Raw genomic sequence first — 22,061 nt, forward strand, 5'->3', positions numbered from 1 at the left:
TGTTGCAAAAAAAACCGGACCGCCACACGGGCGATCCGGTTCTCTTCCTTCTTTGTTTATTTCGGCCCCAGCATCATGGCCAGGAGCAGTACGTAGCTGACGCCGCTGATCAGCGTAAACACCCGCAGCTTGCGCAGCGCGCCTCCCGCCGTATCTCCCTTGACCAGCGCCTTAAACGGCTTGGAAGCCATTCCCGTCATCGCGAACATGACGAGCACGAGCACGACGGCGATCACCATCCACGGGATGGAATATTCCGCCTTGCTGACCATATAACCCCCCGACAAAAAAGCCAGCACCAATATGTACTGCCCGATCCGGTTGCCTCTGCTGAGCGCAATCGCTGTGGAACGGTTAGCCGCGCCTCCCGCCAGGAACGGAAGCAAAATGTAAAAAATGAGAACCAGCGCGGATAAAACATGAATGACGTACATCGCCTGATACACGGGCTTAGTTGCCTCCTTCGGATACACCGAGATCTCGTTTCAAAAGTAGTATACCGAAAAGACAGGCTTGACACAAACTTCCTGGCAGGCTTCTCGGGCGATAAGCCGAAAGTTCGCAAAGTGTACAAAATCGCGGCCTCGCGCGACGGCAATAACGCTAGCGCCATTCTATTTGCTTTTGGCCGCCGAAAGCGCCTTGTCGATCTCGAGCTGGATTTGCTTGTTCGCCTCGTCCAGCGCCTCCTGCGGCTTTTTCTTGTCGTGCACGACGGCATCGAGCGCCTGCTGCAGCCATTGGTCGTAAGCAGCCGGCGCCGGGCTTTTGTACGTATTGATCGTCGAATTCTCGAATACTTCCTTCCACACGCTCATATATTTCTCGTTCGGCGTTCCTTTGCTCATCGACTCCACCGCCTTGAACCACGTATCGAGACTGAGCTTGAAGTTGAACGGATTCGTGCCTTCGGCCATAAACGTTCCGGCCACTTTGTCGGTAAGCAGCCACTGCAGGAACAGCTCGGCCGCTTTTTTGTTTTTCGCTCCTTTCGGAATGCCGATGCCCCATGAAACGCCGGCGAACGACTTCGGCAGCGGCACGACGCCGTAATCGAGGTTCGGCGCGAACTGCTTCGCGTCGAGCAGACGCCAAAACCCGTCGACGACCATCGCCGTTTTGCCCGTGTAGAACGGGTCGTTGTTGCCGCTTGCTTTGGCGCTCGCCATTTTGTCGAGCTCGTCGATGCCGATAGCCTTCACTTCATTGCGGATCCACTCGTACGCCTGAACGAGCTTCGGGTTGTTCACAATCGCCTTTTTGCTCGCCGCATCGTAGAATTCGCTGCCCATCGCGACGCCGACCGCATAGGACGACACATAGATGTTCAGCGGATTCAGGCCGATCCGCTCGATTCCGCCGCTCGCGTTTTTCCTCAGCAGCTTCTGGTTCGCCCGGCTCAGATCGTCCAGCGTGCGCGGCGGCTTCTCCGGATCGAGACCGGCTTCGCGGAACGCCGCCTTGTTGTAGAAGATCGCCGGACTGTCCGCGGCGAGACCGATGCCGTACAGCTTGCCGTCCCATGTATACGAGGCGTTGACGTCGGCGCTGAAGTCTTTGGCCGAATCGAAATGGTTCGTCTTCATGAAATCGTCGAGCGGCTGGAGCGCCCCGTTCAGCGCGTAAGGAACGGCGAAGCCGGAGTTCAGGTACGTCAGGTCGGGCACTTTACCCGAGGCTACGGCCGGCAGCAGCTTCTCATCGACCTTCATATGCGAGATCGTCACTTTCAAGTCCGGAACCTTCGGCGCGAAAAATTTGTAAACCGCGTCATCGAAAATTTTGTTGTACGATTCGCCCCAATCCGCCCACCAAATGACCAGCTCCCCGGACTCGCCGGACTTGCTCCCGCCCCCCGTGCATCCGGCAAGCAGTCCAAGCAGAAGCGCGGATACAAACGCCAAAATCGTCATTTTGCGCCGCAGCGTTGCTCCCATACGACATTCCCCCTCTTTCCAAACGATTTACTTGAACCCTGTCATCGACAACCCGCGTATAAACGACTTCTGCGCCATGAAAAACAAAGCCAGCGGCACGAGACTCATCAAAACCGCATAGGCAAACATCGTCTGCCACATCTTCACATGCGTGGTCAGAAAGCTGTACAAGCCGAGCGACAGCGTAAAATGCCTATCGTCCGTCAAATAAATGAGCGGGCCGAAAAAGTCGTTCCACGAGCCCATGAAGGCGAATATGGCGACGACCCACAGCGGGCTTTTCAGCAGCGGCAGGATGATGCGGGCGTAAATGCCGAACTCCGAGCAGCCGTCGATCTTGGCCGCCTGCGACATCTCGTTCGGCAGCCCCATCATAAATTGGCGCAGGATGAAGATGCTGAACGGATCGCCGAACCACCACGGAATAATGAGCGGCTTCAGCGTACCGATCCAGCCCAAATGTTTGAAGACGGTAAACAGCGGAATCATGACGACCTCGAACGGGATCATCATCGTTACGAGCATAAGCGTAAACAGCAGCTCCCGCCCCGGCCAATCGATTTTGGCAAAGCCGTAGGCGACGATCGAGGAGCTGATTAGCGCGCCCAGCGTCGCCAGTACGGCGATGAACAGCGAATTGCCGAAAAAACGGAGGAAGCCGGTCGCTTCCAGAACGTAGCTGTAATTGGACCATTTGAATGGATCGGGAATCCAGATCACCGGGTCGGCGAACAGCTGTGTATCCGGTTTCAAAGAAGTCGAGAGAAGCCACAGCAGCGGAGCGAAAAAGACGACGACAACAAAGGCGAGCACAATCCGCACGAACCAGTCGGCCAGCCGCTCCCTCCATTTATTCCCGATCCGTTTGTGCGGTTTGCCACTCCTCCCGTCCCCGGCCCTGCTAAGCCCGCGTCTGTACGCTTTCGCATCCGTTTGATCGGCAGCGCTCATGCGATCCCTCCGTCCTGCATGTAATGGACCTTCTTCCTCGACAAGCGGAACGTAACGAGTACGGCCAGCAGCGTTGCAATCGCGAGAATCCAGGCCATCGCGGAGGCGTATCCCATATGAAACAGCTTAAACGCCTGATGGTAAATATACGTGCTGTAAAACAGCGTGCTGTTTTGCGGATTGCCGAGCGAGCCCCCCGAAATAAATCCGGACGTAAACACTTTAAAGCCGCCGATCGTGCCGAGAATGACGCTGAGCAAAATTTGCGGGCTGATGAGCGGCAGCGTAATGCCCGTCAGCCGTCGCCACGGCGAAGCCCCGTCGATCTCCGCCGACTCGTAGAGCACCTTTGGGATATTGCCGAGCCCCGACAAATAAATGATCGTTCCTTGCCCTCCCGTCCAGACGGCCAGCAGCACGAGAGACAGCTTCGCCCATTGCGGATCGATCATCCAGCCCGGCCCTTCGCCGCCGAGCGCTGCAATGACTCCGTTAACCATCCCGTACTGCGCGTCCATCAGGAAGATCCACAAAAACGTCACCGCCACGCCCGGCAAAACGCTCGGAATGTAGTAGAGCACCCGGTACAGCGCGATTTCGCGCAAGCCGCGATTCAGCAGCAGCGCCAGCGCAAGTGCGGCGGTCTGACCGATCAGCAGCGAGAAGAGCACATAATAAAGCGTGTTGCCGACCGCCGTCATGTACAGCGGATCTTCCGTGAAGAGCTCTTTGTAGTTGGCCAGTCCGACCCAGCTTCCTTCGTTCAGCCCGTTGTAATCGGTAAAGCTGTAATATACCGAGGAACAAACCGGATACGCGATAAAAACGAGAAATCCGACGATCCACGGAGAAACAAACAACAAACCGTTCCGGATGCTGCGTTTTTGCTCCCGGCTTCTTCTCATGTTCAGGTCACCTCACACCATTACGTATATGGCCCGACCCGATCGAATAGATTTGCTCTTTTTTCCGCATTTTTTATATGTTTACGAAACGCAGACTCAAAAAAAAGCAAAAGGCCGAAGCCCCTTTACGGGAGCCCCGGTCTTGACGACAAGCAGCTTACTTCAAATGAACGAACAAATATTGCTCATCGACGGATACCTCGTACTTCTCCACTGTCACGTCGTACGTTTTCGTTCTCGTCTTCGGATCGACGATCATGCAGCCCGTCTTGATGTCAAACTCCCAGAAATGCCAAGGACATCTGACGATTTCGCCTTCCCGCTCATACGAGAACCGGCCAGGCCGCTCCGAGGTAACGTACGAAGCCGTAACGCCTTCGCACAGTCCGGCTCCTTGGTGCGGGCACAAATTGCGGATCGCGTGAAACTGCCCGTCCAGGTTGTAAATGCCGATGCTGCGGCCGCCGACCTCCACGATTTTTTTGGCTCCCGGTGGAATTTCCGATGCCAAACCTATCGCATAACTCGTCACAGGCCCTCGCCTCCTTCGGCGGCGGCGCGCTGCGGCAGGCCGTACAGCTCTGCGGCATTTTGATAAAAGATGCGCTCCCAACGCTCGTCGGACATTTTCGGAAAAGCGAGCTGCGGCGAATCGAAATCCCAGTGCGGGTAATCGCTCGCGAACATCAAATTCGTTTCGGCATAGATCGCATCCATAAGCGGCGCGAACAGCTCCGGCTTAGGCGGCAGCTCGATCGGCTGCGACGTTACGCGGAAATGGTCTCGGTAATATTCGCTGGGCGGCTTTTTCACCCACGGCGTATTGTGGCGGAGCGCCTTCCAATCCTGATCCATTCTCCAGATCGCCGGAGCAATCCAGAGCATGCCCGCTTCGATCATCACGACTTTGAGCGTCGGGAACAGCTCGAATACGCCCTCGTAGATGAAGCTGGCGAGATGGGTCATCATAATGCCCGCGCGGGCGAGCCGGTATTCCGCGTAATGCGATACGTAACCCGCGCCGGTCGGCGGCGGATTGATGCCGATCCCTTCCATGCTGACATGGATCGCGAACGGCAGATTGTTCCGTACGCACGCCTCGTAGATCGGGTAATAGTGCCGATGGCCGTACGGCTTCTCCGCCCCGTTTGAGACGATCGCCTGGACAAAGCCGGGATGGGAGCCGACGCGGTCGATCTCCTTCGCGGACAGTACCGGGTCCTGCTTCGGAATCATAATAGACGCCCGGAATCTCGGCTCTTTGTCGAGCACATGCTCGATCGTATAGTCGTTGCACGCCGATGTAACCGCGGCCGCATAATCGGTATCCGGAATCGTATTGATGCCGTAATCCATGCCCGTTATAATGCCATATTCGACGTTATACTTGTCGAGCAGCTTCGAGCGGATGTAGTTCAGCGCATCCGTTTCATCGCCGGGGGGAATTTTGTGGTCGTTTTTCGTCCCGTTCGTTCCGCCGTTATTGTACATGCCGATTTGGGCCGGGACGCGGGGTCCCCATGTTTCCAACTGCTCGCGGTAAAACCGCGGCAAATACGGCTTCAGGGCGTTAAATCCTCCCCGCAAGGGCACCAGGTGCAAGTCGCAATCGATGATCGAGCGTTTCATCTTCACTTTTGGTTCGGCTGCCGTTGTTTCCGGATTTTGTTCGGTCAAACTCATTCGCTCTCTCTCCCATCCGTCTTGTGTTGATCTCTATTTTTTTTGCGCCATTTTTTCGGCGATTTTCTGATTCGCCCGCTCGTCCGCTTCCCGCAGCGTCGTATTCATGTCTTTGCCGTTCAGCAGGATATCCTTCATGATCGTCTCCAGCTCGGCTTTGGCAATCGCATGGTACGGGGTTGCCGGTACGATCGGCGCGGGATTGTCGGGTATCATCGCCTTGATGTTTTTCCCCTTCATGAACGGCAAGTCTTTGCCGTATTCGGCCCAGACGGCCGCGTCTTTCAAGATCGGCGAATAACCTTTGCGCGCCATATGCTTCTGGAACTCCTCCGACGTCACGTAAGCGGTTACCTGAAACGCCATATCCTTATGCTTGCTCATGACCGGGATGAGGAAATAGCCGGGATTGAGCTGCGGACCGACGTTTTTCTTCTCCTTGTAGTGCGGATACGCCGCCACATCCCACTCCAGGCCCGGCTCCTTGTCGGCAATAATGCGCGTTCCGGTGGCGCTGACCGAGAGCAGCATCGCAATTTGCTGCTTCTTGAACATTTCCAGCTGCTGCGAGCTGTAATTCCAGGACGTGCTGTCCGGCTTATTGTTCGTTATCGTGTAAAATTGGGTCAGCGTCTGGAACATTTTTTTGAACGTATCCGACGAAAACATCGCCTGGTTTTTCGTCTTGTCGACAAACTCGGGTCCGAGCTGGTCTGCGATCGTTACATGCATCGGCGACATCCCGAGTCCCATATACCGCACTCCGCCCTCGACACGGGCCATCTTTTTGGTCAGGTCGTACATGTCTTCCCATGTCATGTTATCCGTCGGATACGGAACGCCGAACCGGTCGAACAGCCCTTTATTGTACAAAATGTTGACCGAGTCAACCGAAACCGGCAGTCCGTACATCCCGCCTTTGGCCACTTCGCGCATGGCCGCCACGGAAGTGGGCTCCAGCTTGGAGCTGTCGTATTTGTATTTCTTCATAAGCTCGGAGATGTCGTACTGCAGCCCGTATTCCAATAAATATTGATGCAGCTGACCATAGGCGTCGTAAAAAATATCGATCGGCTCTTGCGTTTCGACAAGCGATTTCAGGGAAACCCCTTTCCCCGGCGCTATAAATTTCGGGGTCACATTCGGAAATTTTTCTTTAATTTTGTCTCCGAACACTTTCATAAAGCTTTCGTTATCCGATATGGAGCCTACGTGCAGCCAAAAAGCCAATTCCACCGGTTCGTCGGACGGCGCGGGCGCTGCCGCTTCTCCGCCGGTACCCGGCTGCACCTTACTTCCCGCACAGCCCGCCAGAAGACCTGCGGTCGTCATCATCACAAGCATAAGAGCATACAGCCGATAGGTACGGTTCAAAGCATCTCCCCCTTCGAATAGGCAAACGTTGCGGTTTATGTTGCGGCGGCCGGCCGAACCGCTCAACGAGATCTCCACTTAAGCGTACCTGTTTCGGCTTTTCATCGTAATACACGGATTTTACATTTTTTTAGCACTTTTTTTGGTGATGGAGCCGTTTACAACAAGCTCCCCGGCTGCGATACTCTCTATGTAGGTGCGACATTTCAAAAATACATATGGGGGAGTCGGCATGAACCATCGGATCCATATCAAAAGCTACGTTTGCGCCGGCCCGCAGCCCGGATTTCTGAAGGCCGAGGAGACAGTTCCCTTTTATGTCCTGCTCGGCGCGGAAGCGGGGGCTTTCGAATACGGCGTCGGCGACGACTGCGGTCGTGCCTCATTCGGCGATGTGGTGATCGTTCCTCCGGATACGATGTTCCGGCGCCAATCGCTCGAGGACAGCATCACCTTTCATGTGTTTAACTTCGACTTTACCGAAGAAGCCAGTACGGGACACGGCAGTTCCCTGCCGACCGGCAAAATTACAATCGGGGATGCTACCCGGCTCTCCTCGACCTACGGGTATTTACGCAAAGCCCATCGCGAGCTGGACTACGCTCCGAACAAACGAAGCTTGTGCGGCCATTTGCTTGCCGACCTGCTCCAGCTGTGCGAGCTGGAGCGGCATAATGGCTTGAAGCGTAAACGAATGATTGGGCTTGACCCGCTCATGCAGCAAGCCGCCGGGTATATCCACCGGAACGTGTTCGGCGAAATGAGCCTGCATCGCATCGCATCGGCGCTCGGCATCAAACCGTCGGAGCTCACCCGGCGATTCCGGCTTGCCTTCGGCACATCCCCGATTGAGTATGCAACCCGGCTCCGTCTCGAAGAGGTGCAGCGGCTGCTCCGCGAAACGAACGAGACGCTCGATGCCATTGCCGCACGATGCGGTTACGAGAACGGCTCGTATTTGAGCCGGGTGTTCCACGCCAAAATCGGAGTCGCCCCGTCGGCTTTTCGGAAGCGTTATCAATTTTAGTCATGTTTAAAACGAAAACTATCGCCAGTCCCATACACGCCGCGCCGCTCCTAACTTGCGGCTCGTTGTTGCTCTCCGTTCCGGCCAAACACCTCCGAAGATTTGGGGCCGGACTGGAAAAGTGCCAGGCCAAGCAGCGGATTCCAGCATAGCGGAACTCTAAGTTCCGCTAACGCCGCTGTGCGGGCGGTATCTGCCCGCATAACGGAAGCGCCACTTCCGTTATTGTCCATTTTCCTGCTTTTACAAGGGCGAGTTAGCGGCGATTACGGAACTTTTACTTCCTTTATCGCCCCAATCAGCAGCGTGCCGCGTGCCATAGCGGAACTTTTACTTCCGCTCGGACCGGGCACCTGCTTGGCTGTGATGCAAATCCTTAATAAGGAAGGGGAAAGCTTCGTTTGCTTACTCCAAACCCACATGGCAAAAAGCCTTCAACCTCACCGAAACCGGCGGGATTGAAGGCTTTTACATGCAGAGATCACGTCAAACGGGGATTAGCCGTTTACGATCTTAATGACATTTCGTACCGAGTCGGCCGACTTGTCCATAGCCGCTTTCTCGTCCGCCGTCAGCTCCAGCTCGATTACTTTCTCGATGCCGTCGCCGCCGAGAACGGTCAGCACGCCCATAAACAGATCGTTGTAGCCGTATTCGCCCTGAAGCAGTGCAATCGTTGGCAAAATGCGCTTCTTGTCTTTAAGAATCGCTTCCGTCATTTGCACGAGCGAAGCGGCCGGCGCGTAATAGGCGCTGCCGTTGCCGAGCAGGTTGACGATTTCGCCGCCGCCGGTGCGGGTGCGCTGAACGATCGCGTCGATGCGCTCCTTCGCGATCAGCTTCTCGATCGGAACGCCGCCTACGCTGGAGTAACGAACGAGCGGAACCATATCGTCGCCGTGGCCACCGAGCACGACACCGCGCACGTCTTCGACCGATACGTTCAGCTCTTGGGCGATAAACGTGTTGTAGCGGGCCGTGTCAAGCACGCCGGACTGGCCGATAACGCGGTTTCTCGGGAAGCCTAGCGCCTGAAAAGCAACATAGGTCATCGCGTCAACCGGGTTGCTCAAGATGATGACGTAAGCGTTCGGGCTGTATGTTTTGACGTTCTCGCATACCGATTTCACGATGCCGGCGTTTGTGTTCACTAGGTCGTCGCGGCTCATGCCCGGCTTGCGGGCGATCCCGGCCGTGATGATAACCACGTCGGAGTCTTTCGTATCTTCGTAGTTGGACGTGCCGACGATGTTGCTGTCGAACCCTTGTACCGGACTTGCCTCGAGCATGTCGAGCGCTTTGCCCTTGGTCGGGTTTTCGAGCTGGGGGATGTCGAGCAGCACGACGTCGCCGAGTTCTTTTTGTCCGAGAAGGAAGGCAGTTGTCGCGCCTGTGAAGCCTGCGCCCACAACCGTAATTTTTTTGCGCTGAATCGCCATAATTCAAGATCCTCCTTGACGTGTATAGTTGGAAAAGCTTCGATAGGTCGAGGCTTTTCGGCAAACACCATATAGCGGAACTGCTTTTCCGTTATCGGGGCGGAAATCGTGAATTCCGTGTAATAGCGGAACCGTTTTTCCGTTAAATGCCCTTCAACTGCCGTTTTTCGGCATATTTAGGTGAAAAGGGACCCGAATAGCGGAAAAGGAGTTCCGTTATTTCCGCGGATCTTACGAGATCCGGGGCAATAGCGGAATCCGGCTTCCGTTATGCCGAAGCGGCGCTACTTGCGGACCGCAATCTGGCTTAACTAAGTGTCAGGGCCCCGAGACATCTTATGGATGTCCCGAAGCCCTTATTTATGGTTTGGAATGAACTGCCCTTTGCAGCGAAGCCAGCTTCGCTTTCCGGCTTTTCCGGGGTCCCCGAAAAGTACTCGGAATTAACCTCGAAGCCCAGCTTCACTTTTTGGGGTATAGCTTAGTCCATGTTTTTGATAACGAGGTTAGCGAACTCGGAGCACTTCACTTCGGTTGCGCCTTCCATCAGACGGGCGAAGTCATAAGTGACCGTTTTGTCGGCGATCGATTTTTCCAGCCCTTTGTAGATCAGGTCAGCCGCTTCGAGCCAGCCCAGGTGCTCCAGCATCATAACGCCGGACAGCGTAACCGAACCCGGGTTAACAACGTCGAGACCTGCATATTTCGGAGCCGTACCGTGAGTAGCTTCGAAAATCGCGTGGTGCGACACGTAGTTGATGTTGGCTCCCGGAGCGATACCGATGCCGCCTACTTGAGCAGCCAAGGCGTCGGACAAGTAGTCGCCGTTCAGGTTCAGCGTAGCGATAACGTCGAAGTCCGTCGGACGAGTCAGCACTTGTTGCAGCGCGATGTCGGCGATGGCGTCCTTCACGATGATTTTGCCTGCAGCTTCAGCGTCTTTTTGCGCTTTGTTAGCCGCTTCGGCGCCTTGCTCTTCTTTGATGCGGTCGTATTGCGCCCACGTGAATACTTTGTCGCCGAATTCGCGCTCTGCGAGCTCATAGCCCCAGTTTTTAAACGCGCCTTCGGTGAACTTCATGATGTTGCCTTTATGCACAAGCGTGAGGCTCTTGCGGCCGTGCTTGATCGTGTACTCGATGGCAGCGCGAACGAGACGCTCGGAGCCTTCTTTGGAAACCGGCTTCACGCCGATACCCGAAGTTTCCGGGAAACGGATCTTTTTAACGCCCATTTCGTTTTGCAGGAACTCGAGCACTTTTTTCACTTCGGCCGAGCCTTCTTGCCACTCGACGCCTGCATAGATGTCCTCTGTGTTCTCGCGGAAGATGACCATGTCAACAAGCTCCGGACGTTTCACTGGGGAAGGAACGCCTTTGAAGTAACGAACCGGACGCAAGCAAACGTACAGGTCGAGCTCTTGACGAAGCGCCACGTTCAGGGAACGGATGCCTCCGCCTACCGGAGTCGTCAACGGGCCTTTGATAGCGACGATATATTCGCGGATCGCCGTCAGCGTGTCCGCAGGCAGCCAGCTGTTGTATTGGTTGAATGCTTTTTCGCCGGCGAATACTTCGTACCAAGCGATTTTTTTCTCGCCTTTATAAGCTTTCTCGACTGCCGCGTCCAATATACGTTTGGAAGCCGCCCAAATGTCAGGACCTGTACCGTCGCCTTCGATGAACGGAATAATCGGGTTGTTAGGGACGACCAGCTTGCCGTCGACAATCGTCAGTTTCTCGCCTTCGGTCGGAAGGGCGTATTGTTCGAATTGAGCCATTGTAAACCTCCTGGTAGGAATATAGTTATGGAAAACGCCGTTTGATTTCGTGGGCTCCCCGAAAGCTGCCGGAATCGGCCGCAGGTGGACTGCTGCTATCCGGGGAAAAGTGGCGTCTATGCCCGCAAAAGAAGGGGGAGCCCAGACGACTCATCATCGTCTGAAACACCCCGTTCCAGCCCATACTTGATAAAGTACGGGCTTGCCTGCTGCAATTAGCGGCTCTCGATCGGAACGTACTTCTGATTGACCGGACCGGTATACTCGGCGCGCGGACGGATCAGACGGTTGTTCTCGTATTGCTCCAAAATGTGCGCCGTCCATCCGGATACGCGGCTGATGGCGAAAATCGGCGTGAACAAATCGCGCGGAATTTCGAGCGACGTGTACACGGAAGCCGAGTAAAAGTCGACGTTCGGCTTCAAGCCTTTTTGGCCGGTAACGAGCTCTTCGATCTTGATCGACATCTCGTACCAGTTCATATTGCCGGTAATTTTGCCAAGCTCCTGCGACATTTTTTGCAAATGTTTCGCGCGAGGGTCGCCGTTTTTGTAAACGCGATGGCCGAAGCCCATAATTTTTTCTTTGTTCGCCAGCTTCTCCGTGATGTAGGACTCTACGTTCGAAGCCGAGCCGATCTCTTCTAGCATCGCCATGACCGCTTCGTTCGCGCCGCCGTGGAGCGGGCCTTTCAAAGCGCCGATAGCGGAAGTGACGCCCGAGTAAATGTCGGACAGCGTTGCAACCGTAACGCGAGCAGCGAACGTCGAAGCGTTCAGCTCGTGGTCGGCGTGCAGCACGAGCGCTTTGTTCAGCGCTTCAACCGCAATCGGTTCCGGCTCTTTGCCTGTCAGCATGTACAGGAAATTGTAAGCGACCGATACGTTCGCTTTCGGAGCGATCGGCTCCTGGCCTGCGCGAATGCGGGCAAAAGCGGCTACGATCGTCGGGAGCTGCGCTTGCAGGCGAGTCGCCTTGCGGAGATTCGCTTCCGGGCTCATGTCGTTCGCTTCGCCGTCGTACAGGGCAAGCGCGGAAACCGCCGAACGGAGCGCCGCCATGGAATTCGTGTTTTTCGGATACAGCTTGATTTGCTGGATGACTTCGTCGGCAACGGCCGCGCTGTCGCTCAAATCCTGGTGCAGCTGGTCGAGCTCCGACTTGTTCGGCAGCTTGCCATACCAGAGCAAATACACGACTTCTTCAAAAGAAGCGTGTTCGGCCAAATCGTCGATATCGATCCCCCGATATGTCAGTACGCCGTCAATGATCGAGCTGATCGAGGATGTTGTCGCCACTATGCCTTCCAAACCTTTGGTAGCTGTCATAACTGGTATCGCTCCTTTTCGCTATATGATGAGCAGAATCGACGCTTCATGAGAAAAACTATCAACTACAATGATAAATGATTTCAGACGATAAAGAAACAAAAGGGGGCATAAAACTTCATTATCGCCGCAATAAACAATTTTTTGGTAGAATAGATCGTAAGATCAAATGCAGACGCATGGAGGCGAAAAAAAGTACTCATGAATAGAGAACGCGTAGGCATTATCGACATCGGCTCGAACTCCGTCCGGCTTGTCGTTTACGAGCGAATCGGCGACAAATCGTACCGCGTCATCGATGAAAGCAAGGAATCGGCCAAGCTGAGCGCTACGATCGCTCCGGACGGCTCGATTACGAAGGAAGACATCAAGCGTCTGATCGACATCCTGACCCATTTCCGCACGCTGTGCAGCGTTCACCAAGCAGATACGATTCGCGCCGTGGCCACCGCGGCGATCCGCAATGCGACAAACGGCGACTATGTTGCGGAACAGCTTCAACTGGCGACCGGCCTGCATATTGAGATCGTATCCGGCGAAGAAGAAGCAAGGCTTGGCTTTGTCGGCATGATCAATGCGATGGACATCGAAGATGGCTACTTGATCGACATCGGCGGGGGCAGCACGGAACTGTCGCTGTTCCGCGACCGCAAGCTCGTTCGCAGCGTGTCGTTCCCGTTCGGCGCGGTTAATATGACCAAAGCTTATATGAATGAAGGCGAATTGACGAAAGAAAACGCCAAACGGCTTCGCGACTTCGTAACCGAAACCGCCAGAGGTGAAAGCTGGCTGCAATCGGGGCCCGGGCTTCCGCTTGTAGGACTGGGCGGCACGATTCGCTCCTTGTGTAAAATCGACCAAAAGTTGAAAAAGTATTCCTTTGCCCAAACCCATCAGTACGAGCTGTCCAAAACCTCGCTGGACGAGCTTGCCGAGTGGCTGCCGACGCTTACGGCGAAGGACCGCTCGAAGGTGGACGGGCTATCGCAAGATCGAGCCGACATTATCGTGCCCGGTTTGATCATCCTGCATACCCTGTTTTTACATATGAATGCCGGGCGCTGCCTGGTCAGCGGAGCCGGCCTGAGGGACGGCGTCTTCTACGAAACGGCGTTTCCCGGCGAGCCGATCATAGCGGACGTGCTGGCGGCCAGCGTTCTGAATCTGCTCGATCAGCATCCCGCCGTTTCCCGGGCGCACGCCATGCAGGTGAGCCGCTTTGCGGCCAAGCTTTTCGACGATTTGTCGCTTGGTTCCGTATTCGGCCCGAAGGCGCGTTCGCTGCTGCAGACGGCAGCCCTGTTGTACCGGATCGGCGTGAGCGTTCATTTCTATAATTTCTACAAACATACGTTTTACCTTGTCGCCCACTCCCGCCTGGACGGCCTGACACATCGGGAATCGGTGCTGTGCGCCTTGATCGCTTCGTTCAAATCGAAAAGCCGGGCCCGCTCGATGATGCAGCCGTACAAGGAGCTGCTGACCGATTCGGATGTCGACCTTGTGTACCGGCTCGGGTCGCTGCTGCAGCTCGCCATCGCGCTCGACCGGAGCGAAACGCAGCCGATTGCGGATATCCGGGCAAGCATCGAGAAGCAGGAGCTCCGCATCGAATGGACAAGCCGCCGCGACCCGGCGATCGAGCTGACGGAAATGGGACGTTTCGCCGGCGATTTCAAAAAGGGCTGGGGGCTGCGCGTCAAACTGAAGGGCTCTTCCGCTTCCACGTCCGGATAATCTGCGCCTCGAACTGGCTGCGCAGCGGCTCCCCTTCCACAGCCGGGCGGACGTATTGTCCGCTTGGCGTAAGGATGCGGGCTTTGACGTTGTCGGTCAGGCTTAGGCGCAAAATTTGGATGATCGTTGCTTTCAGTTCCGGATCGTGCACCGGGCACATCAGCTCGATGCGCCGGGTCAGATTACGCGTCATCCAGTCGGCGCTGGACAGCCAAACTTCCGGGTCGCCCCCGTTCTCGAAATAAAAGATGCGCGAATGCTCCAGAAACCGGTCGACGATACTGCGTACCGTGATCGACTCGCTTAGCTCCGGAACACCCGGCTTCAAGCAGCACACCCCCCTGATGATCAGATCGATCGAAACGCCCGCCTTGGATGCCTCATACAGCTCGTCCACCATCTCTTGATGCGAGAGCGAATTCATCTTCGCGATGATGCGGGCCGGCTTGCCGGCTGCCGCGTTCTCCGCCTCGCGCGCCATAAGCTGGAACAGCTTCGACCTCATATCGTTCGGAGCGACGCCGAACGCTTGCCAGTCGTGAGGGGCGGAGTAGCCGGTCATTTCGTTGAACAGGACCGAAGCGTCCTCGCCGATCACCGGATTGCACGTAAACAACCCGATATCCGTATACAGCCGTGCCGTATTGTCGTTATAATTCCCGGTGCCTACGTGCACGTAACGCCTTAGCCCATCTTGCTCCTGACGGACAACGAGCATAATTTTCGCGTGCGTCTTCAGCCCGACTAGACCGTAGACGACATGGCAGCCCGCCTTCTCGAGCTGGCGCGCCCAAGCGATATTCCGCTCCTCGTCGAAACGGGCTTTCAGCTCGACGATGACGGTGACTTGCTTCCCGGCTTCCGCCGCTCTCGCGAGCGCGCCGATGATCGCGGAATTGCCGCTGACCCGGTACAGCGTCATTTTGATCGCCATCACGTCTTTGTCGCCCGCCGCTTGATCGATAAAATCGGTTACCGCGTCAAACGATTCGTACGGATGGTACACCAGCACGTCTTTACGCCGCAGCACCTCGAAATAATCGTCCGCTTCGTCGAATTCCAGCGGATAAACCGGCTCCAGCTTCGGATACCGAAGCTGCTCGTAACCCGGGAGCGAAGACGACAGCTTCATTAAAAAGCTGAGATCGACAGGACCTTCGATGATGAATATATTGTCCCCGGTCTCGAATTCCTCCTTCAGCGTATCGAGCGCGTACGGGTGAAAACCCCGCTGCACCTCCAGCCGAACGGGCGAGCCCCAGCGTCTGCGTTTCAATTCCTTTTCGATTTCCTCCAGCAAATCTTCGGCGCCTTCCTCGTCCAGCGTCAAGTCGGCATTACGCGTAAGCCGGAACGAATCGACGGAGATCGGCGTGTAGCCGGCGAACATCGTCCCGATATGAGTTTTGATCAAATCCTCGAGCAGCACGAACTCCATCTTCGCACTGCCCGCCCGGGAAGGGATCTTGATCGTGCGAGGCAGGTTGGAAGGAACTTGGATGATGGCAAAATACGGCTCCTCGTCCGGCGCGTCTCCCTCCCGCAGCAGCGTGACCGCCAAGTACAGATTCAAGCTGTGCACGAGCGGGAACGGCCGGCTCTGATCCACCGCCATCGGCGTCAGGACAGGGAAAACGTAGTCGTGGAAGTAGGTGTCCATCAGTTTTTTTTGCGTAGGCGTCAAATCTTCGCATTCGGTAAAAATAAGCCCCTCCTTCGCAAGCGCGCGCGTCAGCTCGCGAAACGTGCGGTACTGCTCCTGAACCATTTTGCCGGTCCGCTTCATAATGCGCCGCAGCAGCCCTTCGGGCGTATAGCCGGTAAAATCCGTTTTCGTGTAGCCCGCCCGCAGCTGGTCGGTTAGGCCCGCCACCCGCACGCTCATAAACTCGTCCAAATTCGTCGACACGATCGACAAAAACTTGATTCGCTCGAGCAGCGGCGTCGTAGCGTCCTGCGCCTCCTCCAGCACCCGCCGGTTAAATTCGATCCAGCTCAAATCCCGGTTCATATATTTCGACTTCGCTTGAATGAACGGCTGCATCAGCTTCGACACTTCGGAATCCCCCGTTACGTTAACATTTGTTTCTTCTATTATCGCCGCGGATTGTTAGACCAATGTTAAGTAATCGTAAAATTTGCCGTAATCGTTGTAAACTTAGCGAAAAAAATCCCCCGAGCACCGTGGCCGGGGGGGGAAAAACGTTATCGGCGAAAAAAGAAAAACGGTCGGCCGCTCGCCAGCAGCCTCTGAATCCATACAAGCAGCAGGTTGCGAAATAACGCCCGGGTGAAAGGCAGCACGAGCAGAATGCCGGCAATGTCGGTGAGGAAGCCCGGCGAGATCAGAAACACGCCGCCCGCAAAAACGCAGATGCCGTCCAAAATCGCTCTCGTCGGCACGATTCCGGAGGCCATATCGCGCTGCGCGTATGCCCACACTCGGGCCGCTTCCTTCTTCGCCAGGTAGGCTCCGACAATACCCGTGAGCACAATAACTAGGAACGTTTGCCAGCCGCCGATCCGTTTCCCGACCTCCACGATCGTCCATAATTCGAGCGCCGGCACAATAATGAAGAGCACAAGCAGAATCCGGCCGATCATCGCTCGTCACCCAGCAGCCGGAACAGCTCTGGCGCTTCCCGGTCGAGGCGGACCGGCTTCCAGTCCCGGTTCAGCCATACGTGGCGGGTCATGCCGGCGACGAGCAATTCCCCCTCGGGCTCGATCAGTCCTGCCGCCGCATAACCCGACACCGTACCGCTCCCCGGCTGCCGTCGTATTTGCGACTCAAACTTGACGGTCAAACCGTTAAACGAAGAAATCCGCGTAAAAATCGCAATCTCGTCGTCATATTTGGCCGGCAGATGAAATTTCGATTCGAGCTCAACTACGGGTAAGAACAGTCCCATCTCCTCGATTCGGCTGTACGGAAACCCCCGATCCCGGATGAGTTCGGTACGGCCGAGCTCGAACCAATTGACGTAATTGGCGTGGTAAACGACCCCCATGCGATCCGTTTCCTGATAACGAACGCGTACGGCGTGCTTGTGCCATCGCCCCGGCGCTTGTTCATTTGGCTTCATAGTCGTTCCTCCGCTTCTCCGAAATTGCAGCAGCGAAGTTATGCAGCGCCGCTTCTATAGTTTCATATTACTAAACCGCGCTTCATTCCTCAAACTCCTGTCTATATCATCGTATGCACCGTAACGGTTTTCGATTGTCCCGCTTCCTTTAGCCGAAGCACAAATAACCCCACAAAAGTGAGGACTAGGCTTCAAAGCTAGGGGGCTCCCCCGAAAGTAAGCGGATTAAGCTACAGAGACCCGCTTCACTTTCGGGGGAATCGCGCTTGCTGCGGCTGCAACCGCGCACTGTGGTTTCTGACGGCAAAGCTTCAGTAGTTCACGAATTCCGCATTCAAATCAACGATGAAGCCGGCAAGCGGCGACGTACCGGAAATGCCTGTAATCCGAACGCCGATGCGATCCCCTCCTGCGAAGTCACTACTCCCGGCGATCGGCGCAATGACATAAGTTTGACCTCCGCTGGGGCCGTTTAATCCGGCCAGCCACGGCACGCCATTTTTAAGAACCTCGAACACAACGTCCGGCACCGTGCCTCCGCCCGCTTCGGCATATGCGGCGTAACCCGGCAATCGGCCGGCCTTGGGCATCAAATACTCCTGCGTCGGGTGCCCTGCCAAACGCTCCATCCGGATCGGGATCGCTCCTCCCGCAGCAGAGGCGGCATAAAAATGCAGACTTTCCGTCCTTCTGGAAGGATTTACCCACCGCGTGCCGTCCCACACAAGGAGTTGATTCAGCTCAGTATCAAAATAGCTGAAGCCTTTCTCCGAGCCTAACGTGCTGGCGGACGGACGCTGCGCCGTAGTGCCTTTGCGGCGCAGCATGTACGGGGATTCGGATTCATGACGGCTTCTGAGCATAAGCGTAAATTCCGGTTCGACGGGCGTTCCCGCGTTCGCGTAGTAATCCGTCAGTTCTTTGGCCAGCTTCGTATTCGTATGGTTGTAGCGCAAAGTCTGATTCACCTGAAGGAACTCGTACCGGCTGACAAGATCCGGTCTGGAGCTGCCGTTCACGATCGGAGCGTGTACCGTGCAGTTCGTAAGCCGGGTGCCGAGCGTAGCGGCGAGAAACAGAAAGTTTCGTCCGTCATCGAGCGCATCCGCACGAAAATCGCAATGGTCGAACGCGATCCTCCCCCGCATCGCTCCCCCTTCGTAGGCGTCGATACAATTAATCAGGCAACTTTGGAACCGGACGTCGGCGATGCTCCCCTTGAAATGCCCAAAAAAATCGCGGCAATCGATAATTTCGATAAACGGATACAGCGCATATTCATCGTCGTAAGCCTGGGAGCCAAGCGCATTCAGCAGGAAATGAACATGCGCGGCCGATTGCGACGTCTGGACCGGCACCTTCTCCAATTGAATATGTTCGAAGCGCATGGAACAGTTCGGCGTCACCTTCTGCTCATCGTATCCGCCCTTCCTGCGTACGTCGAAGCTTCGGGGATCTTTGATCTCCAGCAGACGCACGCCTTGCTCCCGTCCGTGCACGGATATATTCCGGCATTCGAGCTGCACGGGAAAAAACAGGCGCTGCCCTTCGTCCGTCTTGGAAAACGCGGCGAGCTTCATAATCCAGCATGGGAACACGGCAGCCGGGGCACCGGAAAAATCGAAAATAAAATCTTCGATCCGGATCGTTCTTCCGTAGCCGATCGTGCATTTGTAATCGTAGTTGGAAGGGTTGTAATAAAGCACCGACGCCATGCTGCCCGAATGAGGCACAACGATCCGGCAATTCCGGATCCGAATGTCGCCGTCCCATCTCGCGCCGTAGTCCGGCCGGAAATCGATGAAATTGTTGCCGTATCGCGTCGTATTCTCGACGAACAGTTGGCCTCCCCCGGTCAGCGACAAGCCCCGGTAGCCGATCTCGCAATCGCGGATGTACAGGTTCCAGCAATGAAAATGAACGTCGACCCGGTTCAGCTTGCAGTTTTCCACCCGAAAGTCTTTGAACATATTCGTGCCGAACACGCCCCAATGGACCTTGCTGCCCTCGGCGGTGACGCCGCGGAAGGTGGCTCGCAGCACCCGGTTCCCCCCGATGCCGTATGTTCCCTGCGGCACTTGGCCGGAGCCTCCGCGATCTTTCTCGTACGGGATGAGCCTGACGTTATCCAGCAGCACCTCGTACGCATAATTGAAGGTGTAAAACCCGTTGCGAGGGTCCAGCGCTGTATCGGCCTGGCCGGCCTCCAGACCGACCCATTGGTTGCGGATGACGGTGCGGCTGCGGCGAATCTGAAAACCGTTATTCCAATACCCCTGATTGCTGCCTGGACTGTTCCCCGACAAATAGAAGGTTCCGCCATCAATGATCAGGTAGCCGTCATCGCAAGGATAGGCGGTCAAGCTTGTATAGTCTTGAAACGTCCAGGCGATATCCCCGACAATGCGCCCGTGCTCCTCCACGTAAAAAAACTCTTCCTTCGACCACTGAGTCCCATAACCTTCCCGGCGGGCGACGATATCGTTTTTGTCGACGACAAAGACGAGACAATTTTTGTACGGAGCGAGCTCGGGGAGCTGAGTCGTTCCGGGCCGCAGCTTAGCGATCAAGGACGCTTTGGCTGCCGGGTCCAATACGATCGCACTCGATGGTTTGGCGCTCGTGATCATAAATTTCATATCGGATTTCGAGTTGAAGCTTTCGTCGATATGAAATCGGGTCGCTCCCCAGTTAACATTCGTCCTTATTTCGATTTTGTTCGTCGCTTTGAGCCAGTAATCCCCGCTCGTATGCTCGACCGGAAGCCCTGCCTTGTTCGCATAAGCGTGGGCTTTTTTGATCTGCACCCCATCGTCGTTCACGCCATCGCCTACCGCCCCGAAAATCCGGTAGTTCACCGAAGCTCCCGGAAAAAGCCGGGCTTGCAGCCCGTTCTGAAGCGTAACGACGCTGCCGCCGTCTTCCGGCAGCGTACCGGCCGCGATCATATATACCGCGCCTCCGCCATCCCCTGCGGCGTAATAGCCGTACGTTACGGCAATCATCCCGTCTGCCAGCTGAACCGACGCTTGCAGCTCCGTCAGCGTCCGAAAAGCGCAATCGCAGTTGCCGTTGTTTCCATAGGTTTGGCCCGTAACCGTTTGTCCGTCCGCCAGCATCGGACCGCCCGTTAGCAGCGACTGGGCGGTTACCGCCGCAGTTGCGGCACCGAATACCGTCAGCAGCTGGCGGCGACTCATCCGTACGGAATCGGCTATGGCGCTGCCTCTATCCTCTCCCATGCGACATCCTCCTTCGGCGAATCGCCGCTATTTCATTTGCGACTTGACCTGCTCGATCTTCTTGTTCGCCGACTCTTCGGCTTCTCTCATCGCCGTATTGAGATCCTTCTCGCCCATCGCCGCGGAAATAAACGCTTGCTCGAGATCCCCGCGAGCGATCCCGTCGTACTTGCTGCGGTAAGCCGGAGGCGCGAATTTGGCGGGCAGTATCGCTTTGATGTTTTTCCCTTTGAACTCCGGGTAGTTTTGGGCGAACGCCATCTGGATGTCTTTATTATTCAGTGCGGTCAGAATGCCTTTCTTGGAGTTTTCCATCTGGAATTCATCCGATGTTAAATACGCGAGCACTTCGAACGCCTGCTCCTTCAGCTCGGACGCAGCGGAAATATAAAAATACAACGGATAAGGCTGCAGACCCAAGCCCGGCGCATCTTTAAACGTAGGGACCTGGGTGAAGTCATAGTCCATATTTTTAAAGCTGAGCTCCCGAATGCCAGTGCCCGAGGCGTTCAAATACATCGCTACGACTTGATCTTTCTCGAACAGGTCTTTCCCGACCTGGCCGCCGAACTGGCCTCTCTTCTCCACCTGATTGTTCGGAATTTTGTACCCGCTGAGCATCGATTCGATATACTCTTTCCATTTGGGGCTGCTGAAGTCGGCTTTGTCCGTGTTCGGATTAATCAAGCTTAACGAGTACGGGTTCCGGTACAGCATGAAATTCGGGTATACGAGCGAGCCTTGATAGCGGACGCCGCCTTCTACGCGGGACATCTTCTTGGACACCTCGTAGAAATCGTCCCAGCTCATGTTGTCCTTCGGGTAAGGGACGCCGAACTTGTCGAACAACGTTTTGTTGTACACGACCGCCGAAGCCGCTCCCGCGACGGGAAGGCCGTATAAGCCGCCATTGGCCAACTGCTTGGCGAGCGCGAGTGCGGTCGGCTCGATCCGGTCCAGATTGTACTTGGTCGATTTGACCAAAGGCGTTAGATCGTACTGCAATTTGTTGTCGAGAATATTATCGTTAAACATAAGCAGGGAGGAGATGACCACATCGATCTTCGACTTCGCCGCAAACATCTCGGGAATGCTCGGCTTCGGATACGGGACGAACGATACTTTGATATGCGGAAACTTTTGCTGGATCGCCGACCCGTAGTCTTTCATAAAATCTTCCGCCGACCAGCCGAAGGTCGCGTCCTTGAATACGAGCTCGATCGGCTCTTTCTTCTCCTTCGGCGTTTCCTTCGCCCCGGCTCCCCCTTCGGCCGGCGCCGACCCATTTTTCCCGTTCTCCGCTCCGCTTGTTCCGCCGCATGCCGACAGCAGCGCCATCATTCCCGCGAGCAGCACGGCTGTTCCTTTACCGGTCCAACTTGACAACATGAACCCCTCCAGTATCGAATGTATGAATGCGCCTTCATTATGTCACGGCGGGTACCAAAAGTAGATTTCAAGTTCATGCGATTCGTTATACATATTTGCTCCGGCCTTATTCAAATATTTGACATGATCTTTGAAATCCCTTGATACGCCGGCCTTTTCACATTCCGTTCAGACTTTTGGACA

General features: G+C 55.6%; 17 protein-coding genes. 2 read left to right on the forward strand and 15 right to left on the reverse strand.

Annotated features, from left to right (window positions below):
* Positions 1 to 56: 56 nt before the first annotated feature.
* From D7M11_RS07295 to D7M11_RS07325, 7 genes are all read right to left on the reverse strand, one after another.
* Positions 57 to 446: a hypothetical protein gene (locus tag D7M11_RS07295; protein ID WP_120746510.1), complete on the reverse strand. Its 390-nt coding sequence runs from the start codon at positions 444 to 446 to the stop codon at positions 57 to 59.
* Positions 447 to 614: 168 nt separating this feature from the next.
* Positions 615 to 1,937: an extracellular solute-binding protein gene (locus D7M11_RS07300; protein ID WP_120746511.1), complete on the reverse strand. Its 1,323-nt coding sequence runs from the start codon at positions 1,935 to 1,937 to the stop codon at positions 615 to 617.
* Positions 1,938 to 1,964: 27 nt separating this feature from the next.
* On the reverse strand, positions 1,965 to 2,888 hold the full coding sequence (locus tag D7M11_RS07305) for a carbohydrate ABC transporter permease (RefSeq protein ID WP_120746512.1): 924 nt from the start codon (positions 2,886 to 2,888) through the stop codon (positions 1,965 to 1,967).
* Positions 2,885 to 3,793: a carbohydrate ABC transporter permease gene (locus D7M11_RS07310; RefSeq protein ID WP_120746513.1), complete on the reverse strand. Its 909-nt coding sequence runs from the start codon at positions 3,791 to 3,793 to the stop codon at positions 2,885 to 2,887. Before D7M11_RS07310 ends, D7M11_RS07305 begins: the two co-directional genes overlap by 4 nt.
* A gap of 157 nt (positions 3,794 to 3,950) precedes the next feature.
* Positions 3,951 to 4,325: a Rieske (2Fe-2S) protein gene (locus tag D7M11_RS07315; RefSeq protein ID WP_120746514.1), complete on the reverse strand. Its 375-nt coding sequence runs from the start codon at positions 4,323 to 4,325 to the stop codon at positions 3,951 to 3,953.
* Entirely contained in the window at positions 4,322 to 5,476 is a 1,155-nt protein-coding gene (locus D7M11_RS07320) for an amidohydrolase family protein (RefSeq protein WP_120746515.1), read from the reverse strand. Before D7M11_RS07320 ends, D7M11_RS07315 begins: the two co-directional genes overlap by 4 nt.
* Positions 5,477 to 5,509: 33 nt before the next feature.
* Positions 5,510 to 6,850: an ABC transporter substrate-binding protein gene (locus D7M11_RS07325; protein ID WP_147433404.1), complete on the reverse strand. Its 1,341-nt coding sequence runs from the start codon at positions 6,848 to 6,850 to the stop codon at positions 5,510 to 5,512.
* 232 nt (positions 6,851 to 7,082) lie between these two features.
* Here D7M11_RS07325 and D7M11_RS07330 point away from each other — a divergent pair, with 232 nt between their 5' ends.
* Positions 7,083 to 7,877: a helix-turn-helix domain-containing protein gene (locus D7M11_RS07330; protein WP_120746517.1), complete on the forward strand. Its 795-nt coding sequence runs from the start codon at positions 7,083 to 7,085 to the stop codon at positions 7,875 to 7,877.
* Positions 7,878 to 8,374: 497 nt separating this feature from the next.
* On the opposite strand, the gene mdh is transcribed toward D7M11_RS07330, so the two are convergent.
* The 3 genes from mdh to citZ form a co-directional block, all read right to left on the reverse strand.
* On the reverse strand, positions 8,375 to 9,316 hold the full coding sequence (gene mdh / locus D7M11_RS07335; RefSeq protein ID WP_120746518.1) for a malate dehydrogenase: 942 nt from the start codon (positions 9,314 to 9,316) through the stop codon (positions 8,375 to 8,377).
* 481 nt (positions 9,317 to 9,797) lie between these two features.
* Positions 9,798 to 11,096 (reverse strand): NADP-dependent isocitrate dehydrogenase, encoded by a 1,299-nt coding sequence (gene icd / locus D7M11_RS07340; RefSeq protein ID WP_120746519.1) that lies wholly within the window; start codon positions 11,094 to 11,096, stop codon positions 9,798 to 9,800.
* A 215-nt stretch (positions 11,097 to 11,311) separates the two neighbouring features.
* Entirely contained in the window at positions 11,312 to 12,424 is a 1,113-nt protein-coding gene (citZ, locus tag D7M11_RS07345) for a citrate synthase (protein WP_120746520.1), read from the reverse strand.
* Positions 12,425 to 12,625: 201 nt separating this feature from the next.
* Here citZ and D7M11_RS07350 point away from each other — a divergent pair, with 201 nt between their 5' ends.
* Entirely contained in the window at positions 12,626 to 14,161 is a 1,536-nt protein-coding gene (locus tag D7M11_RS07350) for a Ppx/GppA phosphatase family protein (protein ID WP_120746521.1), read from the forward strand.
* Here D7M11_RS07350 and ppk1 read toward each other — a convergent pair.
* The 5 genes from ppk1 to D7M11_RS07375 form a co-directional block, all read right to left on the reverse strand.
* Complete coding sequence (ppk1, locus tag D7M11_RS07355) at positions 14,124 to 16,205, reverse strand: polyphosphate kinase 1 (RefSeq protein ID WP_120746718.1); 2,082 nt, start codon at positions 16,203 to 16,205, stop codon at positions 14,124 to 14,126. The genes D7M11_RS07350 and ppk1 overlap by 38 nt on opposite strands.
* 161 nt (positions 16,206 to 16,366) lie before the next feature.
* The gene (locus D7M11_RS07360) at positions 16,367 to 16,765 is read right to left on the reverse strand and encodes an FxsA family protein (RefSeq protein ID WP_240040990.1); all 399 of its coding nucleotides are present in this window, start codon (positions 16,763 to 16,765) and stop codon (positions 16,367 to 16,369) included.
* Positions 16,762 to 17,247 (reverse strand): acyl-CoA thioesterase, encoded by a 486-nt coding sequence (locus D7M11_RS07365; RefSeq protein WP_120746522.1) that lies wholly within the window; start codon positions 17,245 to 17,247, stop codon positions 16,762 to 16,764. Before D7M11_RS07365 ends, D7M11_RS07360 begins: the two co-directional genes overlap by 4 nt.
* 311 nt (positions 17,248 to 17,558) lie before the next feature.
* A complete protein-coding gene (locus D7M11_RS07370; RefSeq protein WP_120746523.1) occupies positions 17,559 to 20,489 on the reverse strand; it encodes a hypothetical protein in 2,931 nt (976 codons plus the stop codon).
* A gap of 27 nt (positions 20,490 to 20,516) precedes the next feature.
* Positions 20,517 to 21,878, reverse strand: a complete 1,362-nt coding sequence (locus tag D7M11_RS07375) for an ABC transporter substrate-binding protein (protein ID WP_120746524.1) — start codon at positions 21,876 to 21,878, stop codon at positions 20,517 to 20,519.
* Positions 21,879 to 22,061: the final 183 nt, after the last annotated feature.

Source organism: Paenibacillus ginsengarvi (assembly GCF_003626695.1).
In the GTDB taxonomy this organism is placed as follows: domain Bacteria; phylum Bacillota; class Bacilli; order Paenibacillales; family NBRC-103111; genus Paenibacillus_AB; species Paenibacillus_AB ginsengarvi.